This is a genomic window from Microcoleus sp. PH2017_09_SFU_O_A, assembly GCF_020738625.1.
Taxonomy (GTDB): domain Bacteria; phylum Cyanobacteriota; class Cyanobacteriia; order Cyanobacteriales; family Microcoleaceae; genus Microcoleus.
The window spans coordinates 1-12948 of record NZ_JAEQCF010000029.1; the positions used below are offsets into that span (position 1 = coordinate 1).

20 protein-coding genes are annotated in these 12948 nt (G+C 44.2%); 7 read left to right on the forward strand and 13 right to left on the reverse strand.

Annotated elements, in window-relative coordinates:
• Positions 1-193: 193 nt before the first annotated feature.
• From fldA to ubiG, 3 genes are all read right to left on the reverse strand, one after another.
• Positions 194-706 carry a flavodoxin FldA gene (gene fldA, locus JGK16_RS12705; protein ID WP_293190750.1) on the reverse strand — a complete coding sequence of 171 codons (513 nt, stop codon included), beginning with the start codon at positions 704-706 and terminating at the stop codon, positions 194-196.
• A 162-nt stretch (positions 707-868) separates the two neighbouring features.
• Positions 869-1195, reverse strand: a complete 327-nt coding sequence (locus JGK16_RS12710; RefSeq protein ID WP_293184390.1) for a cupin domain-containing protein — start codon at positions 1193-1195, stop codon at positions 869-871.
• Positions 1196-1544: 349 nt separating this feature from the next.
• The gene (gene ubiG / locus JGK16_RS12715; RefSeq protein ID WP_293184388.1) at positions 1545-2390 is read right to left on the reverse strand and encodes a bifunctional 2-polyprenyl-6-hydroxyphenol methylase/3-demethylubiquinol 3-O-methyltransferase UbiG; all 846 of its coding nucleotides are present in this window, start codon (positions 2388-2390) and stop codon (positions 1545-1547) included.
• 93 nt (positions 2391-2483) lie between these two features.
• Here ubiG and JGK16_RS12720 point away from each other — a divergent pair, with 93 nt between their 5' ends.
• Positions 2484-3215: a TIGR04283 family arsenosugar biosynthesis glycosyltransferase gene (locus JGK16_RS12720; RefSeq protein ID WP_293190753.1), complete on the forward strand. Its 732-nt coding sequence runs from the start codon at positions 2484-2486 to the stop codon at positions 3213-3215.
• Between the two features lie 14 nt (positions 3216-3229).
• On the opposite strand, the gene JGK16_RS12725 is transcribed toward JGK16_RS12720, so the two are convergent.
• The 4 genes from JGK16_RS12725 to JGK16_RS12740 form a co-directional block, all read right to left on the reverse strand.
• Positions 3230-4282: an acyltransferase gene (locus JGK16_RS12725; RefSeq protein WP_293184384.1), complete on the reverse strand. Its 1053-nt coding sequence runs from the start codon at positions 4280-4282 to the stop codon at positions 3230-3232.
• Positions 4283-4625: 343 nt separating this feature from the next.
• The gene (locus tag JGK16_RS12730; RefSeq protein WP_293184382.1) at positions 4626-5312 is read right to left on the reverse strand and encodes a DivIVA domain-containing protein; all 687 of its coding nucleotides are present in this window, start codon (positions 5310-5312) and stop codon (positions 4626-4628) included.
• Entirely contained in the window at positions 5195-5773 is a 579-nt protein-coding gene (gene coaD, locus JGK16_RS12735) for a pantetheine-phosphate adenylyltransferase (protein ID WP_293184379.1), read from the reverse strand. Before coaD ends, JGK16_RS12730 begins: the two co-directional genes overlap by 118 nt.
• 228 nt (positions 5774-6001) lie before the next feature.
• Positions 6002-6826 (reverse strand): M15 family metallopeptidase, encoded by an 825-nt coding sequence (locus JGK16_RS12740; protein ID WP_293190755.1) that lies wholly within the window; start codon positions 6824-6826, stop codon positions 6002-6004.
• 300 nt (positions 6827-7126) lie between these two features.
• On the opposite strand from JGK16_RS12740, the gene JGK16_RS12745 reads away from it, so the two are divergent.
• Positions 7127-7267, forward strand: a complete 141-nt coding sequence (locus JGK16_RS12745) for a hypothetical protein (protein WP_293190757.1) — start codon at positions 7127-7129, stop codon at positions 7265-7267.
• On the opposite strand, the gene JGK16_RS12750 is transcribed toward JGK16_RS12745, so the two are convergent.
• Positions 7257-7625: a transcriptional regulator gene (locus tag JGK16_RS12750; RefSeq protein WP_293190759.1), complete on the reverse strand. Its 369-nt coding sequence runs from the start codon at positions 7623-7625 to the stop codon at positions 7257-7259. The two genes, JGK16_RS12745 and JGK16_RS12750, sit on opposite strands and share 11 nt — an antisense overlap.
• Positions 7618-7956, reverse strand: coding sequence for a type II toxin-antitoxin system RelE/ParE family toxin (locus tag JGK16_RS12755; protein ID WP_293190761.1), 339 nt, complete (start codon positions 7954-7956; stop codon positions 7618-7620). The genes JGK16_RS12750 and JGK16_RS12755 overlap by 8 nt, the downstream gene beginning before the upstream one ends.
• A gap of 217 nt (positions 7957-8173) precedes the next feature.
• On the opposite strand from JGK16_RS12755, the gene typA reads away from it, so the two are divergent.
• From typA to JGK16_RS12775, 4 genes are all read left to right on the forward strand, one after another.
• Positions 8174-9964, forward strand: coding sequence for a translational GTPase TypA (gene typA / locus JGK16_RS12760; RefSeq protein WP_293190763.1), 1791 nt, complete (start codon positions 8174-8176; stop codon positions 9962-9964).
• Positions 9965-10069: 105 nt separating this feature from the next.
• Entirely contained in the window at positions 10070-10381 is a 312-nt protein-coding gene (locus tag JGK16_RS12765) for a hypothetical protein (RefSeq protein WP_293190765.1), read from the forward strand.
• Complete coding sequence (locus tag JGK16_RS12770) at positions 10374-10526, forward strand: hypothetical protein (protein ID WP_293190767.1); 153 nt, start codon at positions 10374-10376, stop codon at positions 10524-10526. Before JGK16_RS12765 ends, JGK16_RS12770 begins: the two co-directional genes overlap by 8 nt.
• A gap of 45 nt (positions 10527-10571) precedes the next feature.
• A complete protein-coding gene (locus JGK16_RS12775) occupies positions 10572-11105 on the forward strand; it encodes a hypothetical protein (RefSeq protein WP_293190769.1) in 534 nt (177 codons plus the stop codon).
• A gap of 4 nt (positions 11106-11109) precedes the next feature.
• Here JGK16_RS12775 and JGK16_RS12780 read toward each other — a convergent pair whose 3' ends face one another.
• The 4 genes from JGK16_RS12780 to JGK16_RS12795 all read right to left on the reverse strand — a co-directional run bounded on the left by JGK16_RS12780 (position 11110) and on the right by JGK16_RS12795 (position 12404).
• The gene (locus tag JGK16_RS12780; protein ID WP_293190771.1) at positions 11110-11376 is read right to left on the reverse strand and encodes a type II toxin-antitoxin system RelE/ParE family toxin; all 267 of its coding nucleotides are present in this window, start codon (positions 11374-11376) and stop codon (positions 11110-11112) included.
• Positions 11373-11582, reverse strand: coding sequence for a hypothetical protein (locus JGK16_RS12785; protein WP_194069246.1), 210 nt, complete (start codon positions 11580-11582; stop codon positions 11373-11375). Before JGK16_RS12785 ends, JGK16_RS12780 begins: the two co-directional genes overlap by 4 nt.
• A gap of 182 nt (positions 11583-11764) precedes the next feature.
• On the reverse strand, positions 11765-12190 hold the full coding sequence (locus tag JGK16_RS12790) for a putative toxin-antitoxin system toxin component, PIN family (RefSeq protein WP_293190775.1): 426 nt from the start codon (positions 12188-12190) through the stop codon (positions 11765-11767).
• Complete coding sequence (locus tag JGK16_RS12795; protein ID WP_293190777.1) at positions 12168-12404, reverse strand: hypothetical protein; 237 nt, start codon at positions 12402-12404, stop codon at positions 12168-12170. Before JGK16_RS12795 ends, JGK16_RS12790 begins: the two co-directional genes overlap by 23 nt.
• Before the next feature lie 177 nt (positions 12405-12581).
• Here JGK16_RS12795 and JGK16_RS12800 point away from each other — a divergent pair, with 177 nt between their 5' ends.
• A complete protein-coding gene (locus tag JGK16_RS12800; protein WP_293190779.1) occupies positions 12582-12833 on the forward strand; it encodes a hypothetical protein in 252 nt (83 codons plus the stop codon).
• The last annotated feature ends 115 nt before the right edge of the window (positions 12834-12948 follow it).

The window sequence follows — 12948 nt, forward strand, 5'->3', positions numbered from 1 at the left end:
AGCCGACTCCCTTGGGTGAAGCAGGAAGCAGACCCTTCAAGAGCAATCTTGATTGAATAGTGAGACTTGAGAAAGTTTAGCTAAGTTTTGTGTAGCAGATGTTCATAGGTTAGCTGGTTGTGGGGCGGGTTCAGAGTATCCGCCCCCAAAATACAGGTGTTTTGCAGTTTACCAAACTACCCTACCGTTAATCCTATATCCCAAATTCTTTTTTGAGTTGAGATACCCAAGCTTTGACGCGCGCTTCCGTCATTTCAGATTGGTTGTCTTCATCAATAGCAAGACCCAAAAATTTGCCATCAACCACGGCCTTAGATTCATTAAAATCATAGCCATCTGTCGGCCAATAACCAACAGTTTCCCCGCCCTGTGCCGAAATTTTCTCAGCCAAAATCCCCATTGCGTCCATAAAATTATCCGGGTAGCCTTCTTGATCGCCAGTTCCCAAATAAGCTACCTTTTTGCCGCTAAAATCAATATTTTCAATTTCAGGTAAAAAACCTTCCCAGTCGCTTTGTAGTTCGCCGATATTCCAAGTCGGACAAGCGATAATCAGACATTCGTATTCGGCGAAATCATCATTTTCAGCGCGACCGATGTCATGCAAAGTTACGATATCGCCGCCAAATTCATCTCGAATAATTTCAGCTACAGACTCGGTTTTGCCAGTTGTAGTTCCGTAGAAAAGACCAATTGCTTTTGACATTTTTACTCCGAATGTGAAATTTGATAGTGCTTGAGATTTCTGATTTTTGAGTCAGAACTTGGCATTTCTTGCCTGCAATTCAGACAAAACCAGTAAACGCGATTGTGGTTAATCTGAGAAATTAGGGAGTCAAGGCAGCAAGGACACTGTTTTTTCATCTACTTAAAGTTGAAAATTCATCAACCAAGCTGAATCACTCATATCGGGGTCTGGTTCGCAGTCAATTAGTAACAAATTCAGTGTCGTTGTTACTTTTAGACTGCGCGGGATGCCGGCGGGTACAAACACAAATACTCCCGGTGTTAAAGTGACTGTTCGATCGCACACCGTGAGAGTTCCTACTCCTTCTAAGATGGCTATGGTGACATCTTTGGAGCGATCGAGGTCGGGTATTTCGGAATTTTGACCCAAACTCATCAGTTTTTGGCTGTCGGCAGGTTGCCCCTCGCTGATTCGCGAGGCTGACGCGGAAACTATTGCTGCTGTCACGGTGATTGACCTCCAGGTACTGTTAACTTCCGGTACTTATTGCAATTTATATTCAATAAGCTACCATGCAATTCCTGTAAAATATCAATAATTTAATATTAAGATTTGTAACAGAAAGCTGGCTATATGGGCTATAGTGGAAGAGAATACAGCCTTAAATTTAGACGGAGCGGTGGTTTTGGGCGATGTAGCGGGAATGGGCGATCGGTAAAATTACAAAATAATTGCAAATAATATGCAATTGTGCCTAAAAAAAATGGGGCGGGTTGTAGAGGGATTTGGTCGATCGCACAAATCTCTCTACAACCCGCCCCCTAATCACAACAGTCAACTATCAACAATTAACCGACTAATTCTTCGCCCCTACCCCAACATACATAATCGATCTATCCTCATTAATTTTGATTTTAAACAACCCAGACTTTTTGTAATCCACATAGTTAGCGATATTAGAGATTAGCACTTGAGAAACTTGTTGGAAACTTGCCGGAGAAGGAAATAGTTGCTTTCCACTTGTAAGATTTTCCCAAAAACCGTGCATCTCGCCTAAAACAGCCCCCATTTCTCCAAACATATCAAAACCTTTAATTTCAATCTTGTCGAAACCCGTATCCCGCATTACCGCAGACAGTTCCTCCGGGGTAATAAACTTTTCCCAATCGTGAACGCCTCGTTTAATTTCCTGCAAGGTATTTTCCATCAGTCCAATCATCACAATTTGCGAGGAAAAAGTTCGGTTGATTGTATCGAAAAAGAACACTCCCCCGGGCTTAAGAATTCTGTGAACCTCTGACACAACTTGTTTGTAATCGGCAACGTGTTCTAAAACATCCACGCAGATTACTACATCGAAGGTATTGTCCGTGTAGGGCATATTTTCGGCAAAGCCTTGTCTGTAGTCTATCTCGAAACCGCTAGTAACTGCGTGATTCTGGGCTGCTACAATACATTTGTGCGATCGATCTATTCCCGAAACCACAGCGCCCCTCTCGGCCATAAACTCGCAGGAAAAACCGCCGCCGCACCCAACATCTAAGGTTTTCAGCCCTCGCCAATTGGTCGCGTGTCTGTCGAAAAACTCAAATCTGGGTTTGTTTAGATGGTAGAGAGCATAGATTTTAGCATTTTCGTCCCACCAATTATCAGCATTTTCATCGTAAAATTCTAAATCGTTTTTTACTTCTGTTTTCTGCACGATTTTTTTAGTCCTGATTAGTGGAAGATATAGCGGCAGTTGCGAATCGCCACAGTTTTTTATTATAATAGTTTTGGCATAAAATTCAATCTGATGGATCGCGTTTCTATTATCATCCCCGTCCTGAATGAAGCGACTTGTCTAGAACGTACCCTCCGCCAACTCAGCATTCTCAATCCTCCGGCTTGGGAGGTTTTGGTGGTAGACGGCGGCAGTCAAGATGAAACAGTGGCGATCGCACTTTCTGCTGCCACCCGTGTTATTTTTAGCAGTATGCCGGGCCGTTCCGTGCAAATGAATTTAGGTGCCAAAACCGCCACAGGCGAAATTTTGTGCTTCCTCCACGCCGATACTCTAGTTCCCGACGACATCGTAACAGTCATCCAAAACACATTATCCGATGCCGAAATTGTCGGGGGCGGGTTTATCTCCCTGATGGCTGGTTCGCAGCACACAAGATGGGGTGTTTCGCTGCACAATTACCTTAAAACTTACTACGCGCCGCTGTTATTTCGACCTCATTTGTTTGTTAAAGGATTGCGCCTGCTGTTTGGGGATCAAGTTATTTTTTGCCGGCGTACAGATTTTTGGGAATGTGATGGTTTCGATGCCACGCTGCCAATTATGGAGGAGGCGGATTTGTGTTTAAAGTTAGTGCGACGTGGTAAAATTAAGTTGGTTAATCGAATAGTGCAAAGTAGCGATCGCCGAGTGGCGCATTGGGGCGAATTGAAAGCAACTGCCATCTATCTTGCGATCGGTTTTTTGTGGGGGTTTGGCGTTTCAGCGAAGTATCTCAAGCAGTTTTATGAAGACATTCGCTGAAACACAAAATCTGATTAAATTCCCAGAATGTACTGGCTGTATTTTTTGGGCAAAACTTTCTGCAACAGGTAAATAATCGCCAAACAACCGCACAAAGTCCCTGTCACTAAAAAGCTGAGCTTCAGTAGCGGATGTACGGGATCGATAAATTTATAAAACACTAACAATACATATTGCACGACAGTTGAATCCAGCAGATATATCGGGAATGAATACGCAGCCAAGAGTTTGACTAACCCCGAAACTCTACTGGGAAGTGCGATATTTTTAGAAAATGCGAGGATCGACAAGACGAACAAAATTGCGTATCCTTGGGCAGATAGTTTAAAAAACGAGCGGAAAAACCATCCCTCCGCCGTAACTCCGCTGAGCAGGTAATATTCCCAAATACTCGCTAGATAAAAGAGGACTGTTGCTCCTAAAACTAGCATTTTTCTGCGTTCGAGAACTGGTTGAATTTTGTCATAGGCTGCGCCCAAAAATAGACCTGTTGAAAATGGTAAAATCCAACTAAAAATCCAGCGCTCCATCAAAGGTAGAGGTATTGATATGTATTTGAGAGCGCTCAAGTAAAAGAATATGGTAAAAATTGTTTGAATTGTTAAACCCAATCCCAAAACTTTGATGGGTTCTAAAAATCGTGATTTCACTAGCAGCCACCACCAACCGTAGCATTGAATAATTACAACGATGAAATAATAGGGAGGCATCACGGAGCCTGTCAGAATATTTCTGAGCAATGACAGTAAATCTATTTTTTGGAGTGAGTTCCAATTATTTAAGATGTACAAAGTTACTGACCAAAACAGGTAGGGTGGTATAATTCTTGACAGTCTTTTTTTGACTACCTGTCCGGGATTATTTTGATTGTCGAGTTTGTTAGTGAGGAAAAAACCGCTGAGGAGTAAAAAAGCTGGTACGCAGAACAGTTGAAATGTATCGATGGAGACAAACAAAATTCGGCGATCGCGAAATGCCGCAAACCCAGCATGAGTAATCACAACACTGACTATGGCTAAAGCTCGGATCGAGTCAAATTCCGCAAACCGATTAGAAGCTTTTTGCATGATAAAAAGTAGATTGCAAAAATTATGGTCAAATCAGAATTTTTCTGCCTGATGGATTTTCACCATAGCAAAAAATGGTATATTTGCTCCTATCTTCACAAAAATTATCAATATTCAAACAAGTCTTGCTATAGCAGTGGACAGTGGACAGTTGACAGTTGACAGTTGCACAGTACGGGAATCAAAGCATTTATGCTTAACGGGTATCGGCTCTATTCATGAGGTTATTTATCTGCTCCCCGCCCAGTAAGGATGCTGGGCCATTTCCCTGCCACTCGATCGCGCGATCGCCCGTAAATTCACAAAATTATCGGTAAGTCACACTTTGATTAAAGCAAGTTAACTAACCGTTGTTGTGATGGATGTGCGACGCAGAAACACTATCCAACTGATCTCGCCCATTGCGGATCACGCGCAGCATATCGCTCAGCTTGTGCTCAATATTATCGAGCACTTGGTCAGCATAATCGTCGGCGCCATTTTGAATTTCCTCGCATTCAGCGATCGCCCTGGTTCTCATTTCTTCCAGTTCCTCTTGAGCCTGGTAGCGAATTTGTTCCACTTCCGCCAGCGTCGCCTGCTGAATTGCTTCGCAGTCGAGCAAAACTTGCTGTCGCAACTGATCTGCTTCTATCTTCGCCTGCTGTAGCAGGCCCATATCGTTTAAAAGTTCTGCTGCTCGCTGTTCTGCTGCTTCTATCACTTCTTGAGCGTAGAGTTGGGCTTCTTGGAGCAGTTCGTCTTTGTGTCGGATGACCGTTTCGGCTTCCCCAAAGGCGATCGGCAAATTTAGCCTCACCAAGTCTAACTGATCGAGCAACTGTTCTTCATCCACCAGAGTGCGTCTGGTCATGGGAATGCGCGGGCTGTCGAGAACAATTTCCTCAAGCCGGTTCAATTCCCGCTGGATGTCTACTCCTGCGGTTCTGGTCTCGTCTCCGAAGGCGGCGGTGTTCTGAGGTGATTCGTTCTCAGTGCTGCGTCCGGTAGTGTCGGGTTCGATGCGATTTGGTTCCTGTTGGCGTAACATTTGTAAATATCTAGAGCGACGTGTTTCGGAACAAGATGATCTACGGAGCCACCAAACTTGGCGATTTCTTTAACTACACTACTACTTAAAAAGCTGTACTCGTTAGAAGTTGCCAAAAAAACTGTTTCAATTTCGCCCAGAAGGGTTTTATTGGTGTGGGCCATCTGGAGTTCCATTTCAAAATCCGTTAATACCCGGAGTCCCCGCAGCAGCACTTTGGCTTGTCGAATCTTAGCATAGTTTACTGTCAAACCCTCAAAACTGTCTACTTCTACGTTTGGCAGGTGTTTGGTAGAGCGCAGGATCTGCTCAATCCGTTCTTCTACGGTGAACAGAGGGGTTTTGCTGGGATTTTTGACTACGGTAACAATTATGCGATCGAACAGTTTAGATCCCCGCTCGATAATATCTGCGTGACCGAAGGTAATGGGGTCAAAGCTGCCTGGATAGATTGCAATCACTTGTTTGGCGGGAGAGGGGGAGAGGGGGAGAGGGGGGAGGGGGAGAGGGAGAGAGGGAGAGAGGGGGAGAGGGGGGGAGGGGGAGATGGGGAGAGGGGGAGATGTGGAAAACCTTCCTTTTTCCTTCTGACTGTCCACTGCCCACTGTCAACTGTCAACTGTCCACTGCCCACTGTCAACTGTCAACTGTCAACTGTCAACTGTCAACTGTCAACTGTCAACTGTCTTCTACTTTTTTAGCGAATGAGCTTTGTAGAAAGTTTCGAGGCTTTGCCTGTCGCCCACAAACCGCCAGTGCCAAGGCTCGTAACTGACGCCTTGGCGATTGTTTTTGGGGAAGGACATTTCAAAGCTGAAAGCGGTGGCATTGGCTTCTAGCCATTTGAATGCTTGGGTATTTTCAAAGCTGGGACTGAGGTTGGTATCGGGGGAGGAACCGTCACCAAGGTCGATCGCATAACCGGTATGATGTTCGCTATAACCTGGAGGAGCGCTAACTTCGGCTCGCTTGCTGGCATTTTGCCTGCGTTCAGCTTTTACATCAAAAAATACGTGTTGTTGGTCGTCTACGGATCGAAAGCCTGATATGGGAGCAAAATAGATTCCTGATGCGGCGGCAGCGTTGGCCATTTCCTGATATTTTGCTGCTGCTGAAGTGCGGAGTTTGATGCTACCGTCGGAGGTGACATTTACCAAGTCGGCGGCTGGTGCTTCTGGGTAAGGCAAGTGTCCCAGCAGGTTGTCTGGGGTGGCGGCTTTTGAGTTGGTAGCTGGACTCGGGGCAGTTCCAGGGGCCAAAGTCGCTGCTGCTGGGTTTTTTTGAGTTGGCTGTGCCCGACTGGTGGCTGGGAAAAAGTTAAAGTTGAGGTGCAGCCAGATGCTGACGCCAAAGGCGACTGCGGCCAATCCTACCAGTTTCCAAATCAGTCCTTTTTTCTTGGACTGACTCCCTCCTGCTTCTAGATATGGGTGGTCTCGTACTGCTTCTGGAATTTCGTCAGCGGCAAGCTCGGAGGCTTGCGGGGTTTTTCTCGACAGACTAGCGTTATCCAAGCCAGCTCCACTCCTGCACTTCAATAAGGCTCAACGTTACAAATTGTATATCTATCTGGGCGATCGAGCAGCTACAGTTGCCGTTGAGAATATACATACATACGATCTCTTCCTGACTCCGCCCTGTCCCATCCGCCAACTCTCGAATCTTTTACTTGCGATCGCGGGTGCGATGTCGCACTTGTTGACGCTGGTGGTGTTGGTTTATTTTAAGTGTAATTTGTTACTGTTTCACAAAATCTCACAATATTATCTGCGATCGACACATCAAACATCCGCGCCAATTCTAGCAGAGCGCCGATGTCAGCCATTGATCTGCTGGGCGATCTGCCAGATCGATCTGACGTAACGCTGAATTTTTATCTGGTTTGTACTTCCATAAAGTCGATCGCACTTGCTCGTAAATTATCCTACGGGCGATCGCCCAAAATCAAACCTTAGCAACCTCCACCAACACAACATCACTAACAGAACCTTTCTCTTCCCGTTCATCCTCGGCAACCGCAACAGATAACTTCAATCCCAGAGTATTCAGCCAATTAGCCAAAGCATAAATTGTCGCCATTCCATTCTGTGACAGCAAACCATCTAATTTTTCCAAGTGCAATTTAGCGTCATCTGCTGACATATTTGGTTCTCCAAGAGCTTCAAATACCTCTTTCAAAGCTGATGGGAAAATCCCAACATCCAAATCTCCCTCTTCTTGCTCATTCAAAAACAGCGTGAGGTAGCCCGCTGCATATACTGAATCTTTAAGCTGTTCAATCAGAAACGGATGGTAAGGTACACTTTTAACCATTGTCTTGACTCCTGTATTTAATCCAATATTTCTTTGCTTTACGAATATCTTCGTCCTGAGTGCTTTTATCCCCTCCACACAGGAGAAGCACTATAGTTGTTTCTACTTGTCCAAAATAGACCCGGTAGCCTGGACCAAAATTAATTTTCAATTCCAAGACTCCTTCTCCCACTGGGCGGTAGTCTCCAAAATTACCTGTACTGACTCGCTTCAATCTCACATTAATCTTGAGTTTAGCTTGAGAATCCCGCAGAGCATAAAACCACTCATCGAAAGGAATCTGACCGTCTGACTTGACGTAACGCTGAATGTCTCTGGGTTGTACTTCCATAAGTGCGATCGCAACTACTCGTTTATGATCATACGGGCGATCGCCCCCAATCAAACCTTAGCAACCTCCACCAACTCAACAGCACTAACAGAACCTTAACCCTTATTCTAGCGACGATCGCACCCCAATCTTGCAGCCGCCCGATCGCCCCTTGACTTCATGCGCTACAATTATTAAGAAATCTTTAGTTAAATCCGTTTAACGTCCCAGACGCATTATGAGTCTTCCCATTCGCAACGTCGCCATCATTGCTCACGTCGATCACGGCAAAACCACCCTTGTGGACGCTCTTCTCAGACAGTCCGGGGTCTTCCGCGAAGGGGAAGAAATCCCAGATTGCGTCATGGACTCCAATGATATCGAGCGCGAGCGTGGCATCACCATCCTTTCCAAAAATACCGCCGTCCGATACAAAGAAACCCTGATCAACATCGTCGATACCCCCGGACACGCCGACTTCGGTGGCGAAGTCGAACGAGTTCTCGGCATGGTAGACGGTTGTTTGCTGATCGTAGACGCCAATGAAGGCCCGATGCCGCAAACCCGGTTCGTGCTCAAAAAAGCCCTGGAAAAAGGACTGCGCCCGATCGTATTTGTCAACAAGATCGATCGCGATCGAGCCGACCCCCACAAAGCCGTCGATAAAGTTTTGGATCTGTTCCTCGAACTAGGCGCTGACGACGATCAGTGCGAATTTCCCTACCTCTTCGGTTCCGGCTTAAGCGGTTACGCCAAAAAACACCTCGAAGACGAAGGGCTAGATATGAAGCCCCTGTTTGAAGAAATCCTCGACCACGTACCACCCCCAGTAGGCGACCCCAACAAGCCGCTGCAACTGCAAGTAACCACCTTAGATTACTCCGAATACGTCGGTCGCATCGTCATCGGCCGCATCCACAACGGCACGATTAGAATCGGTCAACAAGCAGTCTTAATCACCGAAAGCGGCGCGCTTGTCAAATCAAAAATCAGCAAATTGATGGGCTTTGAAGGCCTGAAGCGGATTGATATCGCAGAATCTTCTGCTGGTAATCTTGTCGCCGTTGCTGGTTTTGCTGATGCCTATATTGGCGAGACAATTACCTGTCCCAACGACCCGCAAGCGCTGCCTTTAATCAAGGTAGACGAACCAACTTTGCAGATGACTTTCTCTGTGAACGATTCGCCGTTCTGCGGTCAAGAAGGTAGTTTGGTAACATCGCGTCAAATTCGCGATCGGCTAATGCGAGAACTCCAAACCAACGTCGCCTTGCGCGTCGAAGAAACCGAATCTCCCGACAAATTCCTCGTATCCGGTCGTGGCGAACTCCACCTCGGAATCCTGATCGAAAATATGCGTCGCGAAGGATACGAATTCCAAGTATCCCAACCGCAAGTAATCTTCCGCGAAGTCGGCGGTCGTCCCTGCGAACCCTTTGAATGTTTAGTCTTAGACGTACCCGAAGAAGCCGTCGGTGGCTGCATCGAACGCCTCGGTCAGCGCAAAGCAGAAATGCAAGATATGCACGTCAGCAGCACCGGTCGCACCCAAATCGAATTTTCAGTCCCCGCCCGTGGTTTGATTGGATTCCGAGGCGAGTTCATGCGCTTGACTCGCGGCGCCGGAATTATGAACCACAGCTTCCTCGACTATCGCCCCCTCGGTGGAGAAATTGTCGCCCGTCGCAACGGAGTATTGATTTCCTTTGAAGAAGGAACTGCAACTACTTATTCACTGAAAAATGCTGAAGACCGCGGCGTATTTTTCATTACCCCCGGAACCAAGGTTTACAGAGGGATGATTATCGGAGAAAACAACCGAGATGACGACATGGAACTCAATATTTGCAAGTCAAAGCAGTTGACAAACCACCGCGCATCTGGCGGTGAAGAATTGGCACAATTGCAAGCGCCTGTCGATATGAGTTTGGAACGTGCTTTGGAGTACATCGGGCAGGATGAATTGGTGGAAGTAACACCGAAATCAATTCGCTTGCGGAAGGTGTCTAAGAAGTTAGTCAAACGCTAAAACAAATTAAGGGCGGGCAAAATTGCCCGCTCTTAGTATCAACTTCAAACTAATGTATTTAAAGGCAGTATTAATTTTTAACGCAATCAAAAATAGGTAAAAACGATGTCAACAGTTTATCGTTTAAAAGCCAGCGAACTCGATTTTAATTTTTTAGAACAAATTAAAGCGACTTTTGGAAATAAAGAGATTGAAATAATTGTCTCAGAATGCGATGAAACCGAATATCTTTTGAAATCGGAAGTTAATAAAAACAAACTGTTGAAAGCTATTGAAAATCTTAAAGACAGGCAAAATTTAGTTGAAGTCGATAAAACTTTAATGCAAGTTATGGCAGAAATTTCCGATCGGGCCCAGCAGCGAGGCTTAACACCAGAAATTTTACAAGATATTTTAGCAGATAATATTGATGGGTAGAAAACGCGATATTAAACAGGTTGATGCGATCGCTAGGGAGTTTAAGATGGGAGGTGAATTAAGGATTGCTTTTGGTTTATTGATTGAGGAAGAAAAGAAAAATGGTTATGGTGGAACTTTAAACCGTAGAGGCGATTTTACTTAGGTCGAGCTCCGCCAGAAAGCAAAAGAATTTTTAGAGGATATTTAAATGGCTATTCAAACATCTATTGCCGATCGAAAGCCAAATATCGAGCAAATTATTTCAGTCATTACTAAACCAATTATCGGAGAAATTTGTCATCAGGTTATATTTAGTTATGGGGATGAATTACGGCTAGATTTCGGTGAGATGTCTGCCTATACTCACCCAAAATTAGCACATCTATGCAAAGGTAGTTGGCAATTGGGCACAAGGGCAACACCTTGGGTTTTCAAGCAAGGCGATCGCATTTTAACTTCTTCCTTGCCAGTAGATATAGATACAGAAATAGATGAGGTAGAAATAGATGCTGTCAAAAAAGTTTTGCAGCAATTGGAAACTAAAGAATTGATTGATTTTGCGATCGATGCTGATAATATTAGCCTCACTCTAGTTTTTGAGGGAGATTATCAACTAATTTTACAGCCAGATTTCCAAGATGATTCTGAACTTCCTTATTGGGAATTGTTCATGCCAACAGAACAAGTTTTGACGGTTGGGCCTGGATTTTTTTGGGAATGTAAATCAATTCACGAACGTTAAATGATTAAGGAAAGTATCTATAAATCTCTTTCCGGTGGAGTATCCTGACGAAACAGACTATGCCATCATTAACTTTAATACCGATGCGGTAATCTCCCAGCCTAATGCGATAGTAATCTGCATCGCCCTTTAGTTTTTTAAGATTGCTAACTTCATTTAATTTTTCAGCATTCTCAACTTGTTCGATCGATTCCTGAATTCTTTGAAATAACTCGGCATCAAGAATCTTCAGCAAATCCTTTTCAAAGCTTTTTTTAAACTCAACATTCATGGTTGTCCCTTCAAAATTTTGAAGATTTGGTCGCGACTGACTGTTTCAGTATTTTCACCTTCTTTGATAGCATTTTCCATCCCTATATCTTCTAGGGCTTCTGTTAAAATTTCCGAAAATACTTCTTTTTGTTCTTTTAGTAACTCAAAAATAGCTGCTTTGAGCAATTCTTTAAGTTTGGTTTCGTCTAGAGTAATTTCAGACATAGCTTTTTTCTGTGCTATTTTTTTAAGGTCTTAATTATATCACAAAATGGGGGAAATTTAGCCAACTTCAGTTTACGGGTGGCCAGAAACCGGGTTTTTTCGAGAATTATTCGCTACACCTCGCAAAAACTCCGAAAAACCCGGTTTCTTGGATTTACGAGTAATCAGAATCACTCAGGACTCTAAATGAAATTAATTTTGCCTAAAAAATCTTTGTAAGTTAAAATTTCCGTCCCCTCAAAATTGACCAAAGTCAATAAATCTCCATCTCCTGTAAGCAAAAAATTAGCTTGACTATCTTTTGCTAAAGCCAACAAATAATTATCCTTAGCGCCTCTACAAATAGAGACTTCCGAAGTTACTTCTATCCATAAGCCAATAATTCTCAACAATTCAAGCAACTCTTGAACTTTCGTGGCCGGAAAATATTTTTGGAGTTTTGGTCTTTGAGTTACCAGATTGATTTCCTCGATAATTTGTTCGCACAAGACAACTTGGATAGCTCGATCGACTATTAACTGTTTGAGATTAGCTAATTCTTTGCCAATCAAGAAGCTAATCCAAAGATTAGTATCTATAATTACTTTAATTGTTGGTTTTTCTGGCATGAATTTCGCTTCTAACTGCTTCTACTTCTTGGGCGATAGTTTCTAAAGAAAGTTCATCGGTTCTAAATGACTCCAAAAGAACTGTTAATTTACTATTTAATACTTCTTTTTCTAGCTCTTGACTTAACTGCAATTTTTCTGGATAGGGCAGTTGTTTGACTAGGGCTAAAATTTGCTCAAAATTTAGGGAAAGTTGATAGTTAGCTAGAGTCATTGTTCGTTATGTTGAGGGCTTGTCTATATTTTATCTCAAATCGCGGGTGGCCAGAAACCGGGTTTTTTCGAGAATTATTCGCTGCGCCTCGTAAAAACTGCGAAAAACCCGGTTTCTTTAAGACTCAAAATGAACTCTTTTGAGCCAATTTACGACAGATTGAAGTAAATCGGGGTCATGGGGCGAGAAGGTTTGCAGGGGTGGGTGAGGCGTGTCGGTGATGAGACAGATTGTACCGTCGAAGCGGGTAAGGGCATCCAGGAAAGTAGGGCTCAAACCTTGAGCGGCGGGGGATGTGGGGTCTTGGTAGAAGATGAGGATGGGGTGTTTGTCGCTGTGGCGGCGGAGTTGATTCCAGTAGGATTTGAGTTGGGGGAGGGTTTCGGGTTCGCCGTTGGGGCGTTGGGGCGGTGGTGTTTTTTTGATTAGTTGCAGGTAAATGTTGACAGTTGAGCTGTCGTTATGCTAGGATATTTGAAATATTTTTTTAGTGTTAGGTTTTGTTCCTTTAACCTAACCTACTAGATCCGTAATCACACTCAAT